The organism is Pseudomonas siliginis (assembly GCF_019145195.1).
Taxonomy (GTDB): domain Bacteria; phylum Pseudomonadota; class Gammaproteobacteria; order Pseudomonadales; family Pseudomonadaceae; genus Aquipseudomonas; species Aquipseudomonas siliginis.
The window spans coordinates 1-25072 of record NZ_JAHSTW010000012.1; the positions used below are offsets into that span (position 1 = coordinate 1).

At 60.4% G+C, this 25072-nt stretch carries 25 protein-coding genes; 10 read left to right on the forward strand and 15 right to left on the reverse strand.

Features of this window, described 5'->3' with window-relative positions; genetic code table 11:
• Positions 1 to 126: 126 nt before the first annotated feature.
• The 6 genes from msrQ to KVG87_RS22625 all read right to left on the reverse strand — a co-directional run bounded on the left by msrQ (position 127) and on the right by KVG87_RS22625 (position 6114).
• The gene (msrQ, locus tag KVG87_RS22600; RefSeq protein ID WP_217852672.1) at positions 127 to 750 is read right to left on the reverse strand and encodes a protein-methionine-sulfoxide reductase heme-binding subunit MsrQ; all 624 of its coding nucleotides are present in this window, start codon (positions 748 to 750) and stop codon (positions 127 to 129) included.
• Entirely contained in the window at positions 750 to 1763 is a 1014-nt protein-coding gene (gene msrP / locus KVG87_RS22605) for a protein-methionine-sulfoxide reductase catalytic subunit MsrP (RefSeq protein ID WP_024014317.1), read from the reverse strand. The genes msrQ and msrP overlap by 1 nt, the downstream gene beginning before the upstream one ends.
• A gap of 63 nt (positions 1764 to 1826) precedes the next feature.
• Entirely contained in the window at positions 1827 to 2684 is an 858-nt protein-coding gene (gene pssA / locus KVG87_RS22610) for a CDP-diacylglycerol--serine O-phosphatidyltransferase (RefSeq protein WP_016773182.1), read from the reverse strand.
• A gap of 148 nt (positions 2685 to 2832) precedes the next feature.
• Positions 2833 to 3849 (reverse strand): ketol-acid reductoisomerase, encoded by a 1017-nt coding sequence (gene ilvC / locus KVG87_RS22615; protein ID WP_007909969.1) that lies wholly within the window; start codon positions 3847 to 3849, stop codon positions 2833 to 2835.
• A gap of 46 nt (positions 3850 to 3895) precedes the next feature.
• Positions 3896 to 4387, reverse strand: coding sequence for an acetolactate synthase small subunit (gene ilvN, locus KVG87_RS22620; protein WP_003176102.1), 492 nt, complete (start codon positions 4385 to 4387; stop codon positions 3896 to 3898).
• Between the two features lie 2 nt (positions 4388 to 4389).
• Positions 4390 to 6114 carry an acetolactate synthase 3 large subunit gene (locus KVG87_RS22625; protein ID WP_039761986.1) on the reverse strand — a complete coding sequence of 575 codons (1725 nt, stop codon included), beginning with the start codon at positions 6112 to 6114 and terminating at the stop codon, positions 4390 to 4392.
• A 399-nt stretch (positions 6115 to 6513) separates the two neighbouring features.
• Here KVG87_RS22625 and KVG87_RS22630 point away from each other — a divergent pair, with 399 nt between their 5' ends.
• Positions 6514 to 6930 (forward strand): DUF4124 domain-containing protein, encoded by a 417-nt coding sequence (locus KVG87_RS22630; protein ID WP_133339013.1) that lies wholly within the window; start codon positions 6514 to 6516, stop codon positions 6928 to 6930.
• A 22-nt stretch (positions 6931 to 6952) separates the two neighbouring features.
• On the opposite strand, the gene KVG87_RS22635 is transcribed toward KVG87_RS22630, so the two are convergent.
• Genes KVG87_RS22635 through mrcB form a run of 3 tightly spaced genes read right to left on the reverse strand, consistent with a single transcriptional unit; the run spans position 6953 to position 10378 of the window.
• On the reverse strand, positions 6953 to 7288 hold the full coding sequence (locus tag KVG87_RS22635; RefSeq protein ID WP_076564127.1) for a YqcC family protein: 336 nt from the start codon (positions 7286 to 7288) through the stop codon (positions 6953 to 6955).
• Positions 7288 to 8037, reverse strand: coding sequence for a tetratricopeptide repeat protein (locus KVG87_RS22640; protein ID WP_016773179.1), 750 nt, complete (start codon positions 8035 to 8037; stop codon positions 7288 to 7290). The genes KVG87_RS22635 and KVG87_RS22640 overlap by 1 nt, the downstream gene beginning before the upstream one ends.
• 16 nt (positions 8038 to 8053) lie before the next feature.
• Positions 8054 to 10378, reverse strand: coding sequence for a penicillin-binding protein 1B (mrcB, locus tag KVG87_RS22645; protein WP_217852674.1), 2325 nt, complete (start codon positions 10376 to 10378; stop codon positions 8054 to 8056).
• Positions 10379 to 10494: 116 nt separating this feature from the next.
• On the opposite strand from mrcB, the gene KVG87_RS22650 reads away from it, so the two are divergent.
• From KVG87_RS22650 to KVG87_RS22665, 4 genes are all read left to right on the forward strand, one after another.
• Positions 10495 to 12051, forward strand: coding sequence for a bifunctional aminoglycoside phosphotransferase/ATP-binding protein (locus KVG87_RS22650; protein ID WP_130928041.1), 1557 nt, complete (start codon positions 10495 to 10497; stop codon positions 12049 to 12051).
• Positions 12052 to 12142: 91 nt separating this feature from the next.
• Positions 12143 to 12487: a pentapeptide repeat-containing protein gene (locus KVG87_RS22655; RefSeq protein ID WP_016773176.1), complete on the forward strand. Its 345-nt coding sequence runs from the start codon at positions 12143 to 12145 to the stop codon at positions 12485 to 12487.
• A gap of 288 nt (positions 12488 to 12775) precedes the next feature.
• Positions 12776 to 13048 (forward strand): TfoX/Sxy family protein, encoded by a 273-nt coding sequence (locus KVG87_RS22660; RefSeq protein WP_016773175.1) that lies wholly within the window; start codon positions 12776 to 12778, stop codon positions 13046 to 13048.
• 15 nt (positions 13049 to 13063) lie between these two features.
• Positions 13064 to 13858: a Crp/Fnr family transcriptional regulator gene (locus KVG87_RS22665; RefSeq protein ID WP_217852676.1), complete on the forward strand. Its 795-nt coding sequence runs from the start codon at positions 13064 to 13066 to the stop codon at positions 13856 to 13858.
• Between the two features lie 233 nt (positions 13859 to 14091).
• On the opposite strand, the gene KVG87_RS22670 is transcribed toward KVG87_RS22665, so the two are convergent.
• Genes KVG87_RS22670 through KVG87_RS22685 form a run of 4 tightly spaced genes read right to left on the reverse strand, consistent with a single transcriptional unit; the run spans position 14092 to position 17633 of the window.
• Positions 14092 to 14940, reverse strand: coding sequence for a ChaN family lipoprotein (locus KVG87_RS22670; RefSeq protein ID WP_217852678.1), 849 nt, complete (start codon positions 14938 to 14940; stop codon positions 14092 to 14094).
• A 19-nt stretch (positions 14941 to 14959) separates the two neighbouring features.
• Entirely contained in the window at positions 14960 to 15727 is a 768-nt protein-coding gene (locus KVG87_RS22675; RefSeq protein WP_217852680.1) for a heme ABC transporter ATP-binding protein, read from the reverse strand.
• A complete protein-coding gene (locus tag KVG87_RS22680; RefSeq protein ID WP_163012295.1) occupies positions 15727 to 16710 on the reverse strand; it encodes a FecCD family ABC transporter permease in 984 nt (327 codons plus the stop codon). The genes KVG87_RS22675 and KVG87_RS22680 overlap by 1 nt, the downstream gene beginning before the upstream one ends.
• A gap of 50 nt (positions 16711 to 16760) precedes the next feature.
• Entirely contained in the window at positions 16761 to 17633 is an 873-nt protein-coding gene (locus tag KVG87_RS22685) for a heme/hemin ABC transporter substrate-binding protein (RefSeq protein WP_217852682.1), read from the reverse strand.
• A gap of 164 nt (positions 17634 to 17797) precedes the next feature.
• Between KVG87_RS22685 and KVG87_RS22690 the strand changes: the two genes are divergently transcribed.
• Positions 17798 to 18115, forward strand: a complete 318-nt coding sequence (locus KVG87_RS22690) for a Rieske (2Fe-2S) protein (RefSeq protein ID WP_217852684.1) — start codon at positions 17798 to 17800, stop codon at positions 18113 to 18115.
• On the opposite strand, the gene sfsA is transcribed toward KVG87_RS22690, so the two are convergent.
• Positions 18112 to 18825 carry a DNA/RNA nuclease SfsA gene (gene sfsA, locus KVG87_RS22695; RefSeq protein WP_122706084.1) on the reverse strand — a complete coding sequence of 238 codons (714 nt, stop codon included), beginning with the start codon at positions 18823 to 18825 and terminating at the stop codon, positions 18112 to 18114. The two genes, KVG87_RS22690 and sfsA, sit on opposite strands and share 4 nt — an antisense overlap.
• Positions 18825 to 19994: a pyridoxal phosphate-dependent aminotransferase gene (locus KVG87_RS22700; protein WP_217852686.1), complete on the reverse strand. Its 1170-nt coding sequence runs from the start codon at positions 19992 to 19994 to the stop codon at positions 18825 to 18827. The genes sfsA and KVG87_RS22700 overlap by 1 nt, the downstream gene beginning before the upstream one ends.
• Positions 19995 to 20326: 332 nt before the next feature.
• Here KVG87_RS22700 and dksA point away from each other — a divergent pair, with 332 nt between their 5' ends.
• From dksA to KVG87_RS22720, 4 genes are all read left to right on the forward strand, one after another.
• A complete protein-coding gene (dksA, locus tag KVG87_RS22705; protein ID WP_217852688.1) occupies positions 20327 to 20770 on the forward strand; it encodes an RNA polymerase-binding protein DksA in 444 nt (147 codons plus the stop codon).
• Positions 20771 to 20981: 211 nt separating this feature from the next.
• Positions 20982 to 21878, forward strand: coding sequence for a tRNA glutamyl-Q(34) synthetase GluQRS (gene gluQRS, locus KVG87_RS22710; protein WP_076564137.1), 897 nt, complete (start codon positions 20982 to 20984; stop codon positions 21876 to 21878).
• Between the two features lie 77 nt (positions 21879 to 21955).
• Positions 21956 to 22132 carry a hypothetical protein gene (locus tag KVG87_RS22715; RefSeq protein ID WP_003176118.1) on the forward strand — a complete coding sequence of 59 codons (177 nt, stop codon included), beginning with the start codon at positions 21956 to 21958 and terminating at the stop codon, positions 22130 to 22132.
• On the forward strand, positions 22116 to 25070 hold the full coding sequence (locus tag KVG87_RS22720) for a sensor histidine kinase (protein WP_024014332.1): 2955 nt from the start codon (positions 22116 to 22118) through the stop codon (positions 25068 to 25070). The genes KVG87_RS22715 and KVG87_RS22720 overlap by 17 nt, the downstream gene beginning before the upstream one ends.
• Positions 25071 to 25072 lie beyond the last annotated feature (2 nt).

Consider the following 25072-nt stretch of genomic DNA (forward strand, 5'->3'; position numbering starts at 1 on the left):
GGCTTCGATGATCTGAAGCAAGCCGCTGTCGAAAACTGCGTAACTCTTTGAATCTCAAGGAGTTTTCCGTTTCGACTGCGCCGGAAGTGGGGCGAATTATAGACCTCTGGAATCTGCCGTCAACCGTTAATTTCGCTTTTCTTGCAGATTCTGCTTTTTACCCAGTAAACGCGGGATTCGCTTCATCACCGGCGGCAGACGAAGCAGCAAAAGCACGCCACCTATAAAGGCATAAATGCTCCACTCCTCCAGATCGGCCCGCACGATCCACAGCATATGCAGCAAACCCAGTCCGAGAATCAGGTAAACCAGGCGATGCAGCTTCTTCCAGCGAGCGCCCAAACGACGCTGACTATAACGATTGGACGTCACCGCCAATATCAACAATCCGAGAAAGCCCAACGCACCGACAATAATGTAAGGCCGCTTGCGTAGCTCAACGCCCAACTGTGACCAATCGAACCCGAGGATAAACGCCATATAGCTGAACAGATGCAGCGTCACATAAGCAAAACACCAAAGCCCTAACTGCCGGCGCACTGCAATCCACCCCGCCCAGCCACTCAGCTTTTGCAAAGGCGTCATGCTCAGGGTGATCAACAGCAACACCAGCGTGCCAAGCCCGAGACGATCAACCAGCACCTTGCCCGGATCAGGCCCGAGCAGATCGGCGAACGCTTGATAGAACCACAGCAATGGCCAGAACGCCGCAGCAATGAACACGCCCACTCGCCAGAACGGATAGCGCATCAGTAGTTCTTCCGCAGATCGAGCCCTGTATATAAAGAAGCGACTTCATCCGAGTAGCCGTTGAACATCTGCGTATCGCGCACATTCGGTTTGAACAGGCTGTTCGGCAAGCGCCGCTCGCGCGCCTGGGTCCATCGCGGATGGTCGACCGTAGGGTTCACGTTCGCATAGAAGCCATACTCATCGGCAGCAATGCTTTGCCAGGTGGTCTTCGGCTGCTCGCTGACCAGACTGATGCGCACAATGGACTTCACACTTTTAAAGCCGTACTTCCAGGGCACCACCAGACGCAAAGGCGCGCCGTTCTGGTTCGGCAGTTCGCGGCCATACATGCCCACCGCCAGGATCGCCAAAGGATTCATCGCCTCATCGAGACGCAAGCCTTCGACATACGGCCAGTCGATCAACGCAAAACCGGAACGCTGGCCGGGCATACTCTTGGGATCCTGCAGGGTTTCGAAACGGATGTACTTGGCCTTGGAAGTCGGCTCGACCTGCTTGAGCAAGGCCGAGATGGGAAAGCCGATCCAGGGAATGACCATCGACCACGCCTCGACGCAGCGCAGACGATAAATACGTTCCTCCAACTGATACGGTTTCATGAAGTCTTCCAGCGCATAACGCCCCGGCTTACCCACCTCCCCGTCAATCACCACGCTCCAGGGTTCGGTTTTCAGGTCGCCAGCGTTCCTCGCGGGATCGCCCTTGCCGGTACCGAATTCATAAAAGTTGTTGTAGTTCGTGGCGTCCTTATAAGGCGTGATCGCCTCGTCCTTGACGTTGACCGCCCCCCATTGAGTAGAAGGAAGCTTTTCGGCAAACCAGGCCGGAGCCTTGCCGGATTCAACATCAGAGTAGCGAGGGGCATCAGCGGCACTGGCCCAGCGCGGCAGACTGCTCACGGCAATACCGGCAGCAGTGGCGCCGAGCAATTGGCGACGGGAGAGATAAATGGCTTCAGGCGTGACATCCGACTCATGGCAGTCGGATGCTTTGGGGATCTTGATCAACATGACAACTCCGCAGCTTTGGAGGACAGGTGCACCCATAGACTGCGGAGTATGCGGGAAATTACATCACTCGGCGTTTTTGTGACGACGAAGGCGCAACAGATATTGCACCGGACCGGACGCCGCATAGGCGAGGAACACCAGCAGCAGAATGCGCGGCGGATCACTGAACACGACAGCGAATACCAGCACCACCGCGAGGATCGCCACGAACGGCACGCGACCTTTGAGATCCAGCTCCTTGAAGCTGTTGTACTTGATGTTGCTGACCATCAGCATGCCGGCCGCCGCCACCATCAAGGCCACCAGGAACGACATCTTCGAACCCTGGATGCCGTAATCGCTGAACGCCCAGACAATACCGGCCACCACACCTGCCGCCGCCGGGCTGGCCAGACCGATGAAGTAGCGTTTGTCCGCCGTGCCGACCTGGGTGTTGAAACGCGCCAGACGCAACGCCGCACCCGCTACATATATGAAGGCGACCATCCAGCCGACCTTGCCCATGTCTCCCAGCGCCCAGCCGAAGGCCAGCAATGCCGGCGCTACGCCGAAGGCGACCATGTCCGACAGCGAGTCATACTCGGCGCCGAAGGCACTTTGGGTATTGGTCATGCGCGCCACGCGACCATCGAGGCCGTCGAGCACCATCGCGACGAAAATCGCGATCGCAGCGAAGGCGAAATACTTGCTCGCATTCACCGAGTCGCCGGCGCTCAACGCGGCCTGGGCGCTCATCGAGTTGATGATGGAATAGAAGCCTGCGAACAGGTTGGCAGTGGTGAACAGGTTCGGCAGCAGATAGATACCACGATGCCGGACTTTACGACCTTCAGCGTCGTGCCCTTCTTCGATGTGCTCATCGATGGGCAGCAGGCTTTCGGCGTCGGAAGCCTTGTTCGGCTCTTCGGGACGTTCGCTCATGGACATTACCTTGCAACGGTTTGGAAAAAATTCGACAGAGGCTTGAGGACGACAGTTCGGCCACAAACGATGCAGCTTTATACCAGAAGCACCGGCCCAAACGAAAAAACGCGGCCGAGGCCGCGTTTTTCGTACAAGGGACGACGACTTAGTTTTTGGCTTTGTCGACGATCTTGTTGGCACCGATCCACGGCATCATGGAGCGCAGTTGCTCGCCGATGACTTCGATACCGTGAGCGGCGTTGTTACGACGCTTGGCGGTCATCGAAGGGTAGCCGGTTGCGCCTTCGCTGATGAACATTTTGGCGTATTCGCCGTCCTGAATACGTTTCAGGGCGTTGCGCATGGCCTGACGGGATTCGGCGTTGATCACTTCCGGGCCAGTCACGTACTCGCCGTACTCGGCGTTGTTGGAGATCGAGTAGTTCATGTTGGCGATACCGCCTTCGTACATGAGGTCAACGATCAGCTTGAGTTCGTGCAGGCACTCGAAGTAGGCCATTTCCGGCGCGTAGCCAGCTTCAACCAGAGTTTCGAAACCGGCTTTCACCAGTTCAACGGTACCGCCACACAGAACGGCTTGTTCGCCGAACAGGTCGGTTTCGGTCTCGTCCTTGAAGGTGGTTTCGATGATGCCGGTACGACCGCCACCGACGCCAGCGGCGTAGGACAGTGCAACGTTTTTGGCGTTGCCCGAGGCGTCCTGGTAGATCGCGATCAGGTCAGGGATACCGCCGCCTTTGACGAACTCGGAACGCACGGTGTGGCCCGGGGCTTTCGGCGCGATCATGATCACGTCGAGGTCGGCACGCGGAACAACCTGGTTGTAGTGAATCGCGAAGCCGTGGGAGAAGGCCAGAGTGGCGCCTTTCTTGATGTTCGGCTCGATTTCGTTCTTGTACAGCGAGGACTGGAACTCGTCCGGGGTCAGGATCATGACCAGGTCGGCAGCGGCAACAGCGGAAGCAACGTCGGTCACTTTCAGGCCGTGAGCTTCGGCTTTGGCAACGGTGGCCGAACCTTTACGCAGACCGACGGTAACGTCGACACCGGAGTCTTTCAGGTTGCACGCCTGAGCGTGGCCCTGGGAGCCGTAACCGATGATGGCAACTTTCTTGCCCTGGATGATCGACAGGTCGCAGTCTTTATCGTAGAAAACTTTCATGAATTTCCCCTTATATCCGGCCGTTCAGGCCATGCGCTAATTTGGTTTAGATGCTGAGTACTTTGTCGCCGCGAGCAATGCCGGTCACGCCGCTACGGACGGTCTCCAGAATCGATGCGGTGCCGATGGACTGAATGAAGCTGTCGAGCTTGTCGCTGGTACCGGTCAACTGAACGGTATACACGCTGGCGCTGACATCAACGATCTGTCCACGGTAGATATCGGTGGTGCGTTTGATCTCGGCGCGCTGGGCGCCAGTGGCCTTGACCTTGACCAGCATCAGTTCACGCTCGATGTGAGCGCTTTCCGACAGGTCCACCAGCTTGACCACTTCGATCAGCTTGTTCAGGTTTTTGGTGATCTGCTCGATCACTTCATCGTGGCCCACGGTGGTCAGCGTCAGACGCGACAGGGTCGGGTCTTCGGTCGGGGCCACGGTCAGGCTTTCGATGTTGTAGTTGCGCTGCGAGAACAGGCCGACTACACGAGACAGAGCGCCGGGTTCGTTTTCCAGAAGCAGGGAAATAATGTGCCGCATGATTAAGTACGCTCCGTCTTGCTCAGCCACATATCGCGCATGGAGCCGTCTTTGATCTGCATCGGGTAGACGTGCTCGCTGGTGTCGACCGCAACATCGATGATCACCAGGCGATCCTTCATGGCGAAGGCTTCGGCCATCTTCGACTTCAAATCTTTCGATTCGGTGATGCGTACGCCAACGTGGCCGTAGGCTTCAGCCAGCTTGATGAAGTCAGGCAGCGATTCCATGTAGGAGTGCGAGTGACGGCTGCCGTAGCTCATGTCCTGCCACTGGCGAACCATGCCCAGCACACCGTTGTTGAGGATGACGATCTTCACCGGCAAGCCGTATTGCAGGCAGGTCGACAGCTCCTGGATATTCATCTGGATACTGCCTTCGCCGGTGACGCAGGCAACGTCGTCGTCCGGGAAGCTCAGTTTGATGCCCATCGCGGCTGGCAGACCGAAGCCCATCGTGCCCAGACCACCGGAGTTGATCCAGCGGTTAGGCTTGTTGAACGTGTAGTACTGCGCAGCGAACATCTGGTGCTGACCAACGTCGGAGGTCACAAAGGCGTCGCCCTTGGTCACTTCGCAGAGGGTTTCGATCACGGTCTGCGGCTTGATCTTGCTGCCGTCGCCCTTTTCATAAGGGAACAGGCCGCGATCGCCACGCCATTCATCGACCTGCTTCCACCAACTGGCCACGGACTCCTTGTTCGGGGTCTCGCCAATTTCCTTGAGGATCGCGACCATTTCGGTCAGGACGCTCTCGACCGGACCCACGATTGGCACGTCGGCCTTGATGGTCTTGGAAATCGACGCCGGGTCGATGTCGATATGGATGATCTTGGCGTTCGGGCAGAATTTCGCTGGACCGTTGATCACCCGATCGTCGAAGCGTGCGCCGACGGCGAGGATCACGTCGGCATGGTGCATCGCCAGGTTCGCGGTGTAGCTGCCGTGCATACCCAGCATGCCGATGAACTGACGGTCAGTGCCTGGGAAAGCGCCCAGACCCATCAAGGTGTTGGTCACCGGCAGGTTGAGCATTTTCGCCAGCTCGGTCAGTTGCGCAGAGCCATTGCCGAGGATTACACCGCCGCCGGAGTACAGTACCGGGCGCTTGGCCGCCAGAAGCATTTCTGCCGCCTTGCGGATCTGCCCGGAGTGACCGCGAACGGCCGGGCTGTAGGAACGCAGCTTGGCTTTCTTCGGGAAAACGTATTCGAATTTCTCGGCCGGATTGGTCATGTCTTTCGGGATGTCGACCACGACCGGGCCCGGACGACCGGACTGCGCCAGGTAGAAGGCCTTCTTCATGACTTCCGGGATTTCCGAAGCGTGCTTGATCATGAAGCTGTGCTTCACGATCGGCCGGGAGATACCGATCATGTCGGTTTCCTGGAACGCGTCGGTGCCGACCATGGTGCTTGGCACCTGACCGGAAATGATCACCATCGGAATCGAGTCCATATAGGCGGTGGCGATACCGGTGATGGCGTTTGTGGCGCCTGGACCGGATGTCACCAATACCACGCCGGCTTTACCGGTGGCACGGGCGTAGCCGTCAGCCATATGGGTAGCCGCTTGTTCGTGACGAACCAGGATGTGGGTCACTTCCGGTTCTTTGAACAGGGCATCGTAAACATGCAGGAGAGCACCACCCGGGTACCCGTAGATATATTTGACGCCTTCGTCACGCAAAAAGCGGACGAGCATCTCACCGCCAGATAAAAGCTCCACGTTGTTCACCTCTAAAACGCCAGAATACCGTCCACAAAAAAGGGGCGGGTCTTAATAGGTTTACTTCTCGGCAGAGCATGAGCGACGGTGGTCGCCGACTACGTCAGCACTGACTGAGCAAGTATTGGGATCGTCCCAAGTGTTGCGGGCCTTTCCCACCCAGCGCGAGGTAACGCGTTGCGGGTGTAACAGGTCGGCGCGGATGTGCGCCTCATGATCTACCGAGTGGGTCTGCTTCTGGCAGTCCCTCTACAGCGGACTTTGGATTCTTCTGTTTCGCCCTCTGCAAGTCAAGTCGTCTGTGTGGTTAATTGTGGGTAAGCACATGAGAACGCAAGAAAAAACCTGAAAAGCGCTACTCTGTTAGCGTCAATTGCGCATTTTTGCCAAGGAATCAGCATGCGAACGCTCCTCCTCACTCTGCTGATCGGTCTCAGCCCATGGTGCTCGGCCGCTCAAATCTACAAATGGGTCGACGCCCAAGGCGTCACGCATTTCGATGCGCAGCCTCCGCAGGGCCTACCGTCGACGACCGTACAGACACCCTCCTCGCCCGCGCCGAAAGCTGCGCCGATGCCGGGCGGCGGCGTCCTTGGCGATCAGAAAGCCATTGATGCCAAGGTGAAGAAACAGGTCGCCGAGCAGCAGGCGCAGCTCAAGGCGTTTTGCGAACAGGCGCGCACAAACCTGGCGCAACTGCAGAACAATCCGCGTTTGCGTGAGGAGGTCGAGGGGGATGTGCGCAGGCTCGACGATACACAGCGTCAGGAACGCATCGTCGAAGCGAAGAAGCAGATTGCCGAGAACTGCCAGTAGGCCTGGCAGTTCCCAGTTTAGTTCAGCGGGATGCAGTGATCAGCAGGTCAAACTCTTTGAGCAGCACCTGCAATTGCCGATCCTTGCCGCCAAGGTTGCGCTGGGCGAAGACCATTTCCGCCATTTCCTGAATGCCCGAGGCGTTTGGCAAGGGCAGATCCTGTTCGAGGATCATCTTCATGCGCGGCAGGAAGATCCATTGCAGCCATTGTTCGAAGTCCAGCGTGTCGACCGAGAACGGCTCGACACTGCTCAGGGCTTCGACCGACGGCTGAACCTTATCCCACCAGCCCTGGGTGCGCAGCTCGCGTTCGATCAGCAACAGCTGATCGGCGATTTTCGGGAAACGCACGTCCATCACAGGGAAACCTTGGCCTTCTGACGGGCCAGCGCGGCGCCGGCGGAATCGCCTTGTTTCTCACGAGACTGAGCGATGATTTCCCACAGACTGGCTTGCAGATCCGGACGACCGTTGGCCATGGTCAGCGCACGACGGGCAAATTGCTCGGCTTGCGGCGCATCGCCCTGGGCCATGCGCACCTGCGCCAAACGGTAAAGCACTTGTGGCTCACGCGGGGCGACACGTTGCGCCCGCTCCAGGCTGGAAGAAGCACCATTGAGGTCGCCGCCGGCCTGCTGCTGTTGCGCGGTGGTCAGCAAGGCGAGCACAGGGCCGTCCAGTTGCTCATCCGCCGACAGGCCACCGCCGCTGCTGGCCGAAGGAATGCCACTGGGTGTCGACGGCATGCTGTAGCTGCCGGAGTTGATCGGTGCCGACTCAACCGCCGATGGGTTGTACGGCCCCGACGTAATGCCTCCGGATGCAGGCCCCGGGACGATCGGCGAAGAGCTGATCGGTGTCGACACCGCCGCACCGCCGCCCGGCACCATCACCACTACGCCGGTATCGCCTTGCGGAATCGCCTGAGTCTGGCCCTGCACCGGGCGCTTGACGGTGGTCTGGCGGAAACCGCCATTGGCGCCGATGCGTTCGCTGTTGGACACGGCCGTACCCGAATCCACTACCGGAATCGAACCACGCTGTACGGTGGAGCAGCCGCTGAGCAAAGCCACGGCGGTCACCGCTGGAATCAACCACTTGTTCACTTGAAACCCTCTTTGCTTAATTCATCCAGCCCTTGACCCAGTCCATCACCGACTCCGGCGAGGCAGGTGTTTCGCTTGCACACGCGGCGCCGGGTGGCGGCTCGCTGCCGCGAATATACGGCATCTGCACCGCGCCGGGGCAGTTGGCATCGGAACCCTGGCCGGTGCGCGAATCGACCCAGGCCTGCACGACGTTGTCCGGCTGCGGCATGTCCAGCGGCAGCGGATCGGCCTTGCGCATGAAACTGGTCCAGACCTGCAGCGCACCGGTGGCCCCGGTGAACGGCGTCTTGCCGTTGTCGTCGCGGCCGAGCCAGACCACTGCCAGCAGATCCTGACTGAAACCGGCAAACCAGCTGTCGCGCGAATCGTTACTGGTACCGGTCTTGCCCGCCAGTGTCAGGGTCTTGGGCAGCACGTTATAAACCGAACTGCCGGTACCTTCACGCATCACCCGCTGCATGGCGTTCTGGATCAGGTAAATCGAGGCAGGGTCGAAGCGCTGTTCGATCTGGAACGGATAACGCTTGAGCGGCTCGCCCTCGGCGGTCAGCACGCTGCGAATGCCGCGCATCGGCGTATTGAAACCACCGTTGGCCAGCGTCTGGTACATGGTCGCCACTTCGATCGGCGTCATGCCGCCAGCACCGAGCAGCATCGACGGGAACGCCGGGAATTCACGGGTAACTCCCAGACGACCTACGGTCTTGAGCACGTTCGGCACGCCGACTTCCAGGCCCAAGCGCGAGGTCGACAGGTTGTAGGAATGCGCCAGACCCTGATAGAGGAACACCGTACCGTGGGAGCGGCGATCGTAGTTCTGCGGTTTCCACACCTGGCCGTTGGCGCCCTTGACCGACAGTGGATCGTCCGACAGCCAACTGGTCAGCGTGTACTGGCTCGGTTTCTCAAGCGCGGTCAGATACACCGCCGGTTTGATCAGCGAGCCGATCGGGCGTACCGCATCGAGTGCGCGGTTGAAACCGGCGTAACTGGCCTGACGGCTGCCGATCATCGCCTGGACTTCACCGGTTTCCGGGTTGGTCACGACCATCGCCGCTTCGACGTCATCCGAGCCCTTGCGCCCGGCCAGACGCTTGAACGTGTCGTTGACCGAGGCTTCGGCTTTCATCTGCAGAATCGGGTCGAAACTGGTGAAGATGCGCAGGCCTTCTTCGGTCAAGTCTTCGTCGCGGTAGTCTTCGCGCAACTGACGTTTGACCAGGTCGATAAAGCCCGGGAACGAGCTGTCGGCGAGCTTGCCGCGAGTCGTTACACCGAGCGGCATTTTCTTCGCCGCTTCGACTTGTTCGGGGGTTGCCACGCCTTGCTGCGCCAGCACGTCGAGGACCAGATTGCGCCGCTCCAGCGCGCGTTCCGGGTTGCGGCGCGGGTTGTAGTAGGACGGTCCCTTGACCATGCCGACCAGCATCGCAACCTGATGCAGTTTCAGTTCGGACAAAGGCTGGCCGAAGAAGAACTGACTGGCCAGACCAAAACCGTGCACCGCACGCTGGCCGTCCTGACCGACGAAGACTTCGTTGAGGTAGGCCTCAAGGATTTCCTTCTTGTCGTAATGCAGTTCGAGCAGCAACGCCATCATCGCTTCGGTGAGCTTGCGGGTCAGGCTGCGTTCGCTGGTCAGGTAGAAGTTCTTCACCAACTGCTGGGTCAGCGTACTGCCGCCCTGGGTCATCTTGCCGCCGGAGGTGTTGATCCACACGGCGCGGGCGATCGATTTCGGCGACACGCCCCAGTGGCTGTAGAAGTCGCGGTCTTCCACGGCGATCAGGGTTTCGAGCAGATACGGCGGCACCTGATCAAGTTTGATCAGGATGCGGTCTTCGAGATTTTTCGGGTAAATGCCGCCGATCATCAGCGGCTCGAGGCGCACCACCGACAGCTTCGAACCGTTGGTCGCGGACAGCTCAGCAACGTAATCGCCGGAGAAGCGCACGCGAACCGGTTGCGGTTTCTCAAGGCCTTCATAGAACTGGAAGCCACGGGTGTTCAGGTCAACCGTATTGCCGCTGACGGCGGCGGCGCCGGGGCCATTGCTCACGGCTTCGCGGCGATAGCCGAGGGCATCGAGTTCGGTGAGGAAATCGTCCTTGCTGAGCTTCTGTCCGACGAACAGCTCGAGCGGGCGCGCGTACACCTTGGCCGGGATGGTCCAGCGCTTGCCGGAGAACTTCTCCTGCACCACGGCATCGAGGTAAACGGCAAAGCCGGCCAGCACTACAAGGCCGACCAGGCTGAGTTTAATGGCCCAGCTCAACCATGGGCTGAGGCCCTTGGCTGGTGGTTTTTTCTTGGTACGGGGGGATCGGGATCGAGTCATGGCGGCGGATTATACGCACTTTATCGATCCTCAACAGGCACGCGCAGAGGTTTGCGTCAGGCGGGCAAGCAGCCATAATGGCCGCCTCGAATTCCCCCGCCTCTGAAGGATCGCCCGTGAGCCAGTCCCTGATCGCTGCCCTGCAAAACCCGGCCCTCTACCCGCATCCCGTCGAAGGGTTTCAGGTCATCGAAACCCACATTTCGTGGGTGATTCTCACCGGCCCCTTTGCCTATAAAGTGAAGAAGCCGGTGAATTTCGGCTTCCTCGACTTCACCAGCCTCGACGCACGTGCGCATTTCTGCGCTGAAGAGCTGCGTCTGAACCAGCGTCTGACCGCTGATTTGTATCTGGACGTGTTGCCAATCACCGGCAGCGTCGAGGCACCGCAATTGGGCGGCGACGGCCCGGCTATCGAATACGTGCTGAAAATGCGCCAGTTCCCCCAGAGCGGGTTGCTCAGCACCCTGCAAGCCAATGGCGAACTGACCACTCAGCACATCGATGCGTTGGCCGAACAGATCGCCCATTTCCATCTCAACGCCCCGAAAGTCCCGGCCGAACACGACGCCGGCACGCCGGACAGCGTGATGGCGCCGGTCGCGCAAAACTTCGAGCAGATCCTGCCGTTCCTCAGCGACAAGAACGATTTGCTGCAACTTGAGGCATTGAAAGCTTGGGCCGAAAGCAGCTTCGAGCGCCTCAAGCCCCTGTTCGCCCAGCGCAAGTCACAAGGTTTCACCCGTGAATGCCACGGCGACATCCATTTGGGCAACGCCACGGTCATCGACGGCAATGTGGTGATCTTCGACTGCATCGAGTTCAACGAGCCGTTCCGTTTTACTGACGTCTGGGCCGACACCGGTTTCCTCGCCATGGACCTGGAAGACCGTGGCCTGAAGTCACTGGCGCGTCGCCTCATCAGCCAGTACCTGGAACTGACCGGCGACTATGAGGGCCTGGAAGTGCTGAACTTCTATAAAGCCTACCGCGCGCTGGTGCGGGCCAAGGTGGCATTGTTCAGCATGCCGGCCGACGCGACTGCGGTGCAGCGCGCCACCACCCTGCGCCAGTACCGCAACTACGCCAACCTGGCGGAAAGCTACAGCACCATTCCTTCGCGCTTCATGGCCATTACCCACGGTGTTTCCGCAGTCGGCAAGAGCCATGTGGCCATGCGCCTGGTCGAAGCGCTGGGCGCGATTCGCCTGCGTTCCGATGTCGAGCGCAAGCGCCTGTTTGGTGAGCAGACCGTTGCCAACGATGTGCAGGCCGGCATTTACAGCGCCGATGCCAGCACCGCGACCTACGCGCGCCTGCATGAAATCGCCGAGGTGATCCTGCACGCCGGCTTCCCGGTGGTGATCGACGCGACTTACCTCAAGCGTGAACAGCGCGACAACGCGGCGAAGATTGCCGAAGCCACCGGCACGCCGTTCCTGATCCTCGACTGCAACGCCCCGCAAGCGGTAATCGAGAGCTGGCTGGCGATGCGTCAGGCCGACCAGAAGGATCCGTCCGACGCCACCCTGGCAGTGATCGAAGCGCAGCAGGCCAACCGCGAAGCGCTGACCCCGGAGGAAATTCTGCGCAGCAAACGCGTGCAAACCAATGAATCCGGCACGCTGGACACTGTGGTCGCGCAAATCCGTCAGCGCCTGCCGGGTCTGTAAAAAACTATTTCGGCCGTGAAGCCCACGCTCGCTTCACGGCCGGCAAATAGTGGCACTATACTGGCGTCATAAAACCAACAGGTGATCTGACATGAGCCAGCCAAAACTGCTCGACACTCCGCTTTACGCCCTGCTGCACAAAGACGACATCGCAGGCTTCAACAAGGAACGCCCACTGGATGGTCCGATCGACATGGTCGGCGGCGATTTCCGTGGTCTCGACCTGCGCGAACTGAACGCCGACGGCGTGGATTTCCGCGATGCGTACTTCCGCTCCGCCGATCTGCGCGGCATCGACTTCCGCAAGGCTTCGCTCGAAGGCGCCAGCCTGGCCCATGCGCAGATTTCCGGGGCGTACTTTCCACCGGAGCTGAGTGCCGACGAGATCCTGATGTCGATGAATTTCGGCACACGGTTGCGCTATCGCACCCGCTGAAATCTGGAAATCTTCCTGACACCACGCCTTGCCCCTGTGGGAGCGAGCCTGCTCGCGAAGGCGTAGTGTCAGTTGATATCGATTGTGTCTGATACGCCCTCTTCGCGAGCAGGCTCGCTCCCACATTGTTAACCGCCTACCTCCCTCCCCTCTGCGTTCGCAGGTCCTTTACCCCCTTTCTTAGAAGCTTTTGCGTCGAATCCGACCAAACAACCACGCTTTTCCTACTGATGGCTACACTGCTGAGAAGCTCGCCCACGCACCATTCGGCCGTCGCAAGGAGGCTTGATGAATGATGAACTGCAACACCTGAAAAATCTTGGCAAGACATCGGCGCAATGGCTGCATGCCGTGGGCATCCACAGCGCCTCGGACTTGCGTCGCCTCGGTGCAGTGGATGCCTACCGGGCCGTGCGTACTCGAGGCTTTCGCGCATCGAAGGTGTTGTTGTATGCGATCGAGGGCGCGTTGATGGACGTGCACTGGAACGATATCCCCGCCGAGCGCAAGGACGCCTTGAACAAACAGCTCGAAGCCATTTCCGCACGTCACAAGAACTGAACAGGCGCTGACGCCATGTATTTACTGGGGGAGCAATCGGCCCACGCCGACGCGTTGATCAATCGCTTGCAGAATCTTCCCGGGCAGTGGCTGCAGGATTTGTCGCCGTGCGCGCCGGTCATCGAGCTGGAGGCCACGGATGATTTGTTTGCGCAGTTGCCGGACGATCAGCTGTTTTTGCTGAGCGAGGGCGTTGTGCATGGCTGCATCGCGGGCCGTGCGCTGTTCTACTGGCAGGAAGGTGATCTGCTCGGCCTGCAACGTGGCGAGCAATGGAGCGACTGTCGCATTTGCAGCGACAGCGCTGTGCGCCTGGTGCCCTATGGACGCGCTGAGGTTTTGCAGCATTTGTATGCCGAACCTGATCGAGCGGAGCAGTTGCTGAGCTATCTGCTCGGGCAAATGGCGCTGCTCGCCCATGCCGTGGCCGAGCTGAAACCTCGGGAGTTTCGTAGCACCAACGGCTTCAAACGCGTTGAGGCGGGCGCCGTGCTGATTCAACAGGGCGATGCAGCGGATCATGTCTTTGTGATTATTGACGGGCATGCCGAGGCGTTCCTCGACGGGCACAAGGTAGGCGACGTGGCCAAGGACGAGATTTTCGGCGCCATGGCGTTGTTTACCGGCGAGCCGCGCAACGCTTCGGTGGTGACGTCCGAGCCGAGCACGGTGATGTTGATTCCCGGTGATCAATTTTTGAGCATGACCCGCAGCAATCCGAAGATCGCCCATAGCCTGATTGAGGGTATGGCTCGACGCATCGGCCAGTTGAATCGGCAGATTACGCAGTTGACGACACAGCGCACCTAGCGCAAAGCCCTTTATTCACAGGGCCTCACCACCGCTCGCAAAACTAAATTACAGATTTGCAAAATCAGCGGTTGACGCGGTAATGAGAATCGCTATGATTATCACAACTGGTCGCGAGATCAGTCGATATTCTGAAAAGCCCTTGGTTCGGACTCTCAGATTATCTCCTCATCAGGCTAATCACGGTTATTTGACCCGGTTTTTTACCGGGTCTTTTTTTGCCTGTGGAAAAGTCATTTAGCGAATTGCTGGCGCATCTGCTCGCAGTAATCCGGCTTCGGCGTGGCCGGCGTGTACCAGACGTAATCGGCCATCGCCGCCGTTACCGCAGCGCCCTGCTCGGCCAGCATCAATACGATCGGTGGCTTGCCAGCGCCGAGATCCAACAGATGCAGCGGCACGCCAACATCCTTGCGCGCATGCCAGGCACCGGCCAGCAGGATCGAAGGCATTGGCGCAGCCAGCATGCGTTCGGCCATGCGTCGATCACGCTGTTGCTGAATCGCCAACATCGCCGGCATCTGTGATTCGGGCAGCAGGCCGCAGTGGGATTTACTGATTTGCCCAAGCAAGGTTTTTTTAACCGAAAGCGCATTACTGCGCGGGCCGTCGAGAGCAGGTGGATTTCGATAAAACGCGCGGATTTCGCTGTCGGCGAGATTGGCCGCCAGCAGCGGATACGGCTGCGTCAGGGCGAAGCGCACGATAGACCCGTAAAGATTCCAGTCCCATCCATCCTGCCAGGCCAATGCAGCAGGCAGATCTGCCGGAACAGATTTCGACTGGCGCAGCGCATCGACTTTCGCTTGTTGATCCGGCGTGAGCATTTCCAGCAGCAGACTGCCCTGCGCTCGGTGCTCGCCCAGCGACTGCAACAGCCACAATTGCGCAGCATGATGATCGGCATTGTCGTGCTGCTCACCGATGATCAAACGCTCAGGTTCAGCGAGACGCACCAGCAGTTGCTGCGCGGTGAGCATCTCGCCGCTGCGTAGATCGCGGATATCGCCGCCCACCGGTGGAGCCGCCACATGCTGACACCCCGCGAGCAACACCAGCGCCAGCAAACACAATCCACGCATGCGACACCTCGATGATGATTCAGCGGGCGATGATCAGCGGATGCCCACGCTCCGGGTGCGGTTGCACCAAAACCTCCAGGCCGAACACCGCTTTTAGCGTATCCGGGCGGAGCACCTGCTGCGGAGTATCCAGCGCAACCGGGCGCCCCTCCTCCAGCAACAGCACACGATCACAATAGCGTGCCGCCAGATTCAGATCATGCAAGATCACCAGCACCGCCGCGCCGCGATCGGCGAACTCGCGCACCGCCTGCAAGGTGGTGTGCTGATGCAGCGGATCGAGCATGGATGTCGGTTCGTCGAGCAACAGGGTTTGCCCGGCCTGACCCGGCCAGAGTTGCGCCAGCACCCTCGCCAGATGCACGCGCTGACGCTCGCCACCGGACAACGCCAGATAGCTGCGCCCACTCAGGTGCCCGGCGTCGGCGGCGGCCAGCGCTGCCGCGACAATCTCGTCGTCGCGCACGCGCCCGGTCTGGTACGGCAAACGGCCCATGCCGACGACCTCTTCCACGGCGAAGGCAAAGTCCAGCGTCGACACCTGCGGCAACACCGCCAGTCGTTGTGCCCGCTGCGTTCCGCTCCAGTGGCTCAACGCCTGACCGTCGAGAGAGACGCTGCCTTCACTGGCGCTCAACTCTCCACACAAGGCGCCGAGCAAGGTGCTTTTGCCGGCGCCGTTCGGTCCCAGCACGCCAAGCACTTCACCGGGTTCGAGTTGCAGCGTGACCCCACTGAGCACAGCCTTGCGGCCACGGCGGACATGCAGATCGCGTGCAGACAACATCAGGCACGCCCTCGCAGCAGCAGATAAAGAAAGAACGGCGCGCCGATAAACGCAGTAACAATGCCGATCGGCAACTCCGCCGGCGCCAGCGCCAGGCGCGCCACCAGATCGGCGAGCAATAACAGGCTCGCACCCGCCAGCACCGAGGCTGGCAACAGCACCTTATGATCGGGGCCGGCCAGCAGGCGCACCAGATGCGGCACCACCAGCCCGACAAAACCGATCATGCCCGCCGCCGCCACCGCCGCGCCGACACCCAGCGCTGTACAGAACACCAGTTCGCGCTTGAGCCGTTCGACATCGATGCCCAGATGTCCGGCCTCGGATTCACCGAGCAACAAGGCATTCAATGCCTTGGCCCGACGCGGCAGCCACAGCGCCACGCCGATGGTGATGATCAGCAGAGGCCAAAGCCGCGCGTAACTGGCGCCGTTGAGGCTGCCCAGGTTCCAGAAGGTCAGGGTGCGCAGCGTGGCGTCATCGGCCAGATAAGTGAACAGACCGACCGCCGAACTGGCCAGCGCCGTCAGCGCGATACCGGCCAGCAACATGGTCGCCACATGGGTCTGACCGTTGCGCCGGCCCAGCCGATAGACCAGCGCCGTCACTCCAAGTCCGCCAAGAAACGCACACACCGACAACAGATACGGCCCGAACCACTCCGGCAGGCCGCCAAAGAACGAACCGCCGACAATCGCAACCGCCGCGCCAAGTGCCGCGCCACTGGACACCCCGACCAGCCCTGGATCGGCCAGCGGATTACGAAACAGGCCCTGCATCGCCACCCCGGACAGCGCCAGCACGCCGCCGACCGCCAAGCCGAGCAAGGTTCGCGGCAGGCGGATCTGGCCGAGAATCAGCTCGGCCTGCTCCAATCCTTGCGGCGCCAATGGCACGCCGATCAGACGCAGCGCCGCGCGCAAGGTATCGAATAGCGGCAGGCTCACCGGCCCCAGCGCCAGCGACAGCCAGATCGCCAGCAGACACAGCACTGTCAGGCCGATAAACAAGCCACGGGGTTTGACCAGTGTGGTCATTGGCCGCCCTTGGCCGGGTAGAAGCCGTCAGTCAGGGTTTGCAAAGCAGCCGGCAACCGCGGCCCGAGACCGCCCACCAGCAGCGTCGGATCCAGCTCCATCACCCGACCGCTCTTCGCCGCGCGGCTGGAATTGAGGATCGGGTTTTCCTTGAACAATGCCGCTTTTGCGGCCTCGCCGGCCAGCGCACGGTCAGCGAACACCAGCACTTCGGGATCGAGGCTGGCGAGGGATTCGACAGAAAACGGTTTGTAGCCGGTATGCGTCGCAAGGTTGTGCCCGCCGGCTTGTTGCAGCAACCAATCGGCGGCGGTGTCCTTGCCGGCGATCAACGGCTTGCCGCCGGCATGCCCGAGCAACAGCAACACGCCGGGGGCTTTCTGCGTGGTCTGCACTTGGGCAACGCGCGCTTTCTGCGCCTGGAGCTGCTGTTGATAACTCTGCAGTAGCTGCGCCGCCTGGTTTTGTGCGCCGAGCAACTGGCCCAGATGGGTGACATTCTTTTTCAGTGTCGGCAGATCAGGCTGGGCTGAAAACAACTCGACCTTGACCTTGGCCGCTGTGACTTGCGCCAGAACCGGCGGCGGCCCCATTTCTTCGGTACCGATCAGAATGTCCGGGCGCAGGCTCAATATGCCTTCGGCCGACAGGCTGCGCTGATAACCAATACTCGGCAGCGCCTGCAACGATTGGGGATGCTGACTGGTGGTGTCGACCCCTACCAGCTTCGATTCACCGCCCAGTGCGCTGACCCATTCCGACAGCGCACCGCCGGCGCTGACCCAGCGTTGCGGTAAATCCGCTGCGCTCGCCTGATGGCTGAGAAAAAGGCCGACGCACAGTACGGCAACGCGGGTTTTCAGGCGCATACGCAGCTTCCTTGAACAAGGTTTCCCGGGCATCGGCGCAGCGAGCCAAGTATCCTCGGCAACGGCCAGACTCCCTGCGGGAGGAGGTCGCCATTTGATAATTGTTTGCATTTGAACGTCAAGCTCGGACATATCCCGACACGAGCGGACATTAGAGGATAGCCATGAAGTTTCTCTGCGCCGGCAGCGATCTGGCCGAAGCCGGCAGTCGCGGTTTCGTTATCGAAGGCAAAAAGCTTTTCGCCGTGCGTCGAGGTGGCCAAGTCTTTGTCTATTTCAATCGCTGCCCGCACCGGGGTGTCGGGCTGGAATGGCAGCCCGACCAGTTTCTCGACCCGAGCAACAGCCTGATCCAGTGCGCCACCCATGGCGCACTGTTTCTGATCGAGAACGGCGAATGCGTCGCCGGCCCCTGCGCCGGGCAGTCGCTCACGGCAATTGAATGCCGGGAAGATACACAAGGCGTTTGGATCGACGTTTAACCGTTTAGCCGCACATCGAGTCGGCGGTCGATAACCATTTCTTCGTGGTCCAGGCGCACGCCATACGCCAACACCTCGACACCGCAGGCGACCGCTTCACGCAGCGCCTCGGCGTAAGCCCAATCGATTTCCTCGGCCGGGCGCACGGCATCGATGCCGGTGAGGTTCACGCAGTACAACTGCACCGCCCGAATGCCGTCGCGCGCCAGATGCGCCAGCTCGCGCAGATGTTTGGCGCCGCGCTGGGTCACCGCATCGGGAAACGCCGCCACCGCCGTGCCGTCAAAGCCCAGGGTGACGCTTTTCACTTCGACATACGCCGGGCCGCTGGGGTATTCGAGGCGGAAGTCGATTCGGCTTTTTTCCTGTCCGTAGGCAACCTCACGCTTCAACGCGGTAAAGCCGTTCAACTCGGTAATCACGCCAGCCTGCAATGCTTCTTCGACCAAGCCGTTGGCACGTGCGGTGTTGACGCAAAACAGCCGGCCCTGCGGGGTCTCGCCAATTTCCCAAGTGCCGGGCAACTTGCGTTTAGGGTCGTTGGAGCGACTGAACCAGACCTGCCCGCCCTCGACCTGGCAATTGAGCATCGAACCGGTATTCGGGCAGTGAATGGTCAGCAACTCGCCGCTAACGGTCTCGATATCAGCGAGAAAACGCTTGTAACGTCGAATCAGCCGCGCCTCTTCCAGAGCAGGATAAAAGCGCATCAGCCTTGCCAGCTCTTCAAGCCGCGAGCGATGCGCTCCACGGCTTCCTGCAAACGTGCGAGGTTTTGTGTGTAAGCGAAGCGCACGTGATGACCGGCCTGATAACGACCGAAATCCATTCCCGGCGTAAAGGCGACGTGCTCGGTTTCGAGGAAATGCCGGCAGAACGCGAAGGCATCGCCGCCGAAACGGCTGATATCGGCGTACAGATAAAACGCACCTTCAGGCTCAACGGCAATGTTGAAACCGAGTTCACGCAGCGCTGGCAGGAGAAAATCGCGACGGCGCGCAAATTCGGCGCGGCGCTCTTCGAGAATCGCAATGGTGGCGGGCTCGAAACAGGCCAGCGCAGCGTATTGCGCCATGCTTGGCGCGCTGATGTAGAGGTTCTGCGCAAGCTTTTCCAATTCGCTGACCGCCGCGTCTGGCGCCACGAGCCAGCCCAGGCGCCAACCGGTCATACCGAAATACTTGGAGAAACTGTTGAGGACAAAAGCGCCGTCATCGACTTCCAGCACACTGGCAGCATCAGTGCCGTAGGTCAGGCCGTGGTAGATCTCATCCACCACCAAGTGTCCGTGCCGGGCCTTGATGGCTGTGGATAATCCGCCCAGTTCATCGCGGGTCAGCAGGGTTCCGGTCGGGTTGGCCGGCGAAGCGACGAGGGCGCCGACACTGTCGTGGTCCCAATGCCGCGCCACCAGATCCGGGGTCAGTTGGTAACGCACCTCCGGCCCGACCGGCACCAGTTGCGCCGCGCCTTCGACCAGCCGCAAGAAATGCCGGTTGCACGGGTAGCCGGGGTCGGCCAGCAGCCAGTGTTTACCCGGATCGACCAACAAGGCACTGGCCAGCAACAGCGCGCCGGAGCCGCCCGGCGTGATCAGAATCCGTCGTGGGTCGATATTCAGCCCGTAGCGCGATTGGTAGAAACCGGCGATCGCCTCGCGCAGTTCGGGAATGCCCCGGGCCGCGGTGTAACGGGTCTTGCCGGCAGTCAACGCGGCCTGGCCGGCGCGAATGATCGGCTCGGCGGTGGTGAAGTCCGGCTCGCCGATTTCCAGATGGATCACGTCGTGGCCTTCGGCCTGCAATTCATTGGCCCGCGCCAGCAGCGCCATCACATGGAACGGTTCGATCGCACGACTGCGCGCACTGTAGGGGGCCATTGGAATGCCTTCGACGGAAAAAAGAGACGATTCTACCTGTCTGCCGGAACGAGCGAGAACCCGTGAAGGTCACAGCCTCAAGAACGCTGGACTGTAACGATCTGAACGTACGCTCCAGGATTGACTAAAATCAGTGATTGAACAGGTCTCCCTTCCCACAGACACGGCTTGTCAGACATCTGCAAGCGCCACCCGCCGGGAGCTCGACATCCGGGAGTAGCGCAGGCCGAATTGATCTGGTAAGTTCGCCCGCTTGCAGCCGCAGGGCCGGCAGGTGTCGGTGATGGAGCAATCCTGCGCAATGGATTACAAGAGTAGAGGCGGTCTATTTCATGTCCACCCAAGCAAAGCAACAGCAGCAAACGTCGATCAGCGGCTTCGAACCTTACGTTCAGAAGGCGGGTGAAGAGTACATGGGCGCTCCAATGCGCGCGCACTTCACCAAGATCCTGAACAAGTGGAAACTGGACTTGATGCAGGAAGTAGACCGCACGGTTGACCACATGAAAGACGAAGCGGCCAACTTCCCTGACCCGGCCGACCGTGCCAGCCAGGAAGAAGAATTCGCCCTCGAGCTGCGCGCCCGCGACCGCGAGCGCAAGTTGATCAAGAAGATCGACAAGACGCTGGAGCTGATTCAGGACGAAGAATACGGCTGGTGCGAGTCCTGCGGCATCGAGATCGGCGTCAAGCGCCTCGAAGCCCGTCCGACCGCGGATCTGTGCATCGACTGCAAGACCCTGGCGGAAATCAAGGAAAAGCAGGTCGGCAAGTAATCTCGACCTGAACGAAAAACGGAGCGTGTGAACGCTCCGTTTTTGTTTCTGTGTTTTGCCCGCGGAACCTGCTTCTGCCTCTGTGGGAGCGAGCCTGCTCGCGAAAGCGTCCTTTCAGACAGCTCATTATTGACTGACACAGCGCTTTCGCGAGCAGGCTCGCTCCCACAGGGATACCCTGCTTAAATTCTGAATAGCTTTTATCGCCTCCATGACCGCCAAAACATCCCCCGCCTACATCGGCCGCTTCGCCCCTACCCCCAGTGGCCACCTGCACTTCGGTTCGCTGGTCGCTGCATTGGCGTCTTACCTCGACGCCCGCTCCGTCGGTGGGCGCTGGCTGGTACGAATGGAAGATCTCGATCCGCCGCGCGAAGAGCCCGGTGCGCAAGCGGCGATTCTCAAAGCGCTGGAAAGCTACGGCTTCGAATGGGACGGCGAAATGGTCCGCCAAAGCGATCGACACGCGGCTTATGCCGAAGTGCTCGATAGCCTGTTCAATCATGGCCTGGCCTACGCCTGCACCTGCTCGCGCAAACAACTGGAGCCCTATCACGGGATTTATCCGGGGTTTTGCCGCAATGCCGGGCATGATCAGCACGACGCCGCGATCCGCCTGCGCGTGCCTGAGCTGGAATACCACTTCATCGATCGCGTGCAGGGCGAATACCGTCAGCACCTGGGCCGCGACGTCGGCGACTTCGTCATTCGTCGGCGCGATGGTCTCTACGCTTATCAATTGGCGGTGGTGCTCGACGACGCCTGGCAAGGCATTACCGACATCGTGCGCGGCGCCGACCTGCTCGATTCGACGCCGCGTCAGCTGTACCTGCAAGAACTGCTCGGTCTGAAACAGCCGCGTTATCTGCACCTGCCGCTGATCACCCAGCCGGACGGCAACAAACTCGGCAAGTCCTACCGTTCGCCGCCGCTTGAGGCTGATCAGGCCACGCCGTTGCTGCTGCGGGCCTTGCGTGCATTGGGACAGAATCCCGGCACCGAACTGGCACACGCTTCGCCGCGCGAACTGCTGGCTTGGGGCAGCGCACATTGGGATGCTGCCAAGATCCCGCGCACACTGACCTTGCCGGAAGCGCAACTGCAATGACGACACTTGCAGTCGCGCGCCCATCCGTTACCATCGCCGCACGTTTTCGGGCACGCGCATAAAAAAGAGAGGCCGGGATGTACATCTATCGCTTGGTCCTGCTTTTGGTCGTCGGGATCTACCTGTTCTCCCCCGCCATCATGGATTGGTGGATCGACGCGACGGGCGCCTGGTATCGCCCTTATCTGCTCTGGCTGATCCTGATTGTCGTGACCTTCATCCTGCAGAGCCAAAAAGATGCCGATGAGCTTTAGCCTGACCCAGATGATCCTGATCAGCGCCGCGTACCTGGCGGCGCTGTTCGGCGTTGCCTGGGTCAGCGAACGGGGCATGATCCCGCGCGCGATCATTCGCCACCCGTTGACCTACACCCTGTCGCTGGGGGTTTATGCCAGTGCCTGGGCGTTCTACGGCACGGTGGGCCTGGCCTATCAGTACGGTTACGGCTTTCTGTCCAGCTATCTCGGCGTATCCGGTGCATTTCTGCTGGCGCCGGTGCTGCTCTATCCGATCCTGAAGATCACCCGCACCTATCAGCTGTCGTCGCTGGCCGACCTGTTTGCCTTCCGCTTTCGCAGCACCTGGGCCGGAGCGCTGACCACGATTTTCATGCTGATTGGCGTCTTGCCACTGCTTGCCCTGCAGATTCAGGCCGTGGCCGACTCGATCGGCATTCTCACCGGCGAACGCGTGCAGAGCCGCGTGGCGCTGGCGTTCTGTGCGCTGATCATCCTGTTCACGATCTTCTTCGGTTCCCGGCATATCGCCACGCGCGAGAAACATGAAGGGCTGGTGTTCGCGATTGCCTTCGAATCGATCATCAAACTGATCGCCCTCGGCGGCGTTGGCCTGTATGCGCTGTATGGCGTATTCGACGGCCCGCAACAGCTCGAACTGTGGCTGCTGCAAAACCAGACCGCCCTCGCCGCCCTGCACACGCCGTTGCAGGAAGGCCCGTGGCGCACACTGTTGCTGGTGTTCTTCGCCTCGGCGATCGTGATGCCGCACATGTATCACATGACCTTTACGGAAAACCTCAACCCGCGCTCGCTGGTCAGCGCCAGTTGGGGCCTGCCGTTGTTTCTGCTGTTGATGAGCCTCGCGGTGCCGCTGATTCTCTGGGCCGGGCTGAAACTCGGCGCCACCACCGACCCGGAATATTTCACCCTAGGCATCGGCATTGCCGCCAACAGCAAACCGCTGGCCTTGCTCGCCTACGTCGGTGGCCTGTCCGCCGCCAGTGGCCTGATCATCGTCACCACCCTGGCCTTGTCGGGCATGGCGCTGAACCATTTGGTGCTGCCGCTCTATCAGCCGCCGGCCGAGGGCAATATCTACCGCTGGCTGAAATGGACCCGTCGAGCGCTGATCGTGGCGATCATCATGGCCGGTTTCGGTTTCTACTTGATGCTTGGCGTCGAACAGGATCTGGCCAACCTCGGTATCGTCGCATTCGTGGCTACCCTGCAATTTTTGCCCGGGGTGTTGTCGGTGCTGTACTGGCCGACCGCTAACCGCCGCGGCTTTATTGCCGGTCTGCTGGCGGGGATCACGGTCTGGGTGGTGACCATGCTGCTGCCGCTGGTCGGCAATCTGCAGGGTTTCTATATCCCGCTGCTGAACATGATCTACGTGCTCGACGACACCAGTTGGCACATGGCGGCCATCGCCTCGCTGGCGGCCAACGTGCTGATGTTCACCCTGATCTCACTGTTCACCAACGCCAGCCCGGAAGAAGCCAGCGCCGCCGAAGCCTGTGCGGTGGATAACGTGCGCCGCCCGCAGCGCCGCGAACTGCACGCCGCCTCGCCGCAGGAATTCGCCACGCAGTTGGCCAAGCCGCTGGGTGCCAAGGCTGCGCAGAAAGAGGTCGAGCAAGCGCTGCGCGACTTGTATCTGCCCTTCGACGAACGCCGGCCGTATGCCTTGCGCCGCTTGCGCGACCGCATTGAGGCCAACCTGTCCGGCCTGATGGGCCCGAGCGTTGCGCAGGATATGGTGGAAACCTTCCTGCCCTATAAGGCTGGCGGCGAAAACTACGTCACCGAAGACATTCACTTCATTGAAAGCCGTCTCGAGGATTACCACTCGCGCCTCACCGGCCTGGCCGCCGAGCTCGACGCCCTGCGCCGCTACCACCGCCAGACCTTGCAGGAACTGCCGATGGGCGTCTGCTCGCTGGCCAAGGATCAGGAGATCCTGATGTGGAACAAGGCGATGGAAGAGCTTACCGGCATCGCCGCGCAGCGAGTGGTCGGTTCTCGCTTGAGCACCATCGCCAACCCGTGGAAAGAGTTGCTGCAAGGCTTTATCAACCTGCCCGACGAGCATTTGCACAAACAGCATCTGGCCCTCGATGGTCAGACCCGCTGGCTGAATCTGCACAAAGCGGCAATCGACGAGCCGTTGGCCCCGGGTAACAGTGGCCTGGTGTTACTGGTCGAGGATCTGACCGAAACGCAGATGCTCGAAGACAAACTGGTGCATTCCGAACGACTGGCCAGCATCGGCAGACTCGCAGCGGGTGTGGCCCACGAAATCGGCAACCCGATCACCGGCATCGCCTGCCTGGCTCAGAACCTGCGCGAAGAGCGTGAAGACGACGGCGAGCTGACGGAAATCAGCGGGCAGATTCTCGAGCAGACCAAACGCGTCTCGCGCATCGTCCAGTCGCTGATGAGCTTCGCCCATGCCGGCAGTCATCAGCACAACGACGAACCGGTGTGTCTGGCCGAAGTCGCGCAGGACGCCATTGGCCTGCTGGCGCTGAACCGGCGCAATTTCGAAGTGCAGTTCTACAACCTGTGCGATCCCGATCATTGGGTCGAAGGCGACCCGCAACGGCTTGCCCAGGTGCTGATCAATCTGCTCTCCAACGCCCGCGACGCCTCGCCGCCGCACAGTGCGGTACGGGTCAAGAGCGAAGCCGGCGAACACACGGTCGATCTGATCGTCGAAGACGAAGGCAGTGGCATTCCGTCGAGCATCATGGACCGATTGTTCGAACCTTTCTTCACCACCAAGGATCCGGGTGAAGGCACCGGTCTGGGCCTTGCACTGGTCTATTCCATCGTTGAAGAGCATTATGGACAAATCACCATCGACAGCCCGGCTGATGTACAAAGCCAACGCGGCACCCGTATCCGGGTGACCTTACCGCGTCATGTCGAAGCGACGTCCGCTGTGAACTGAGA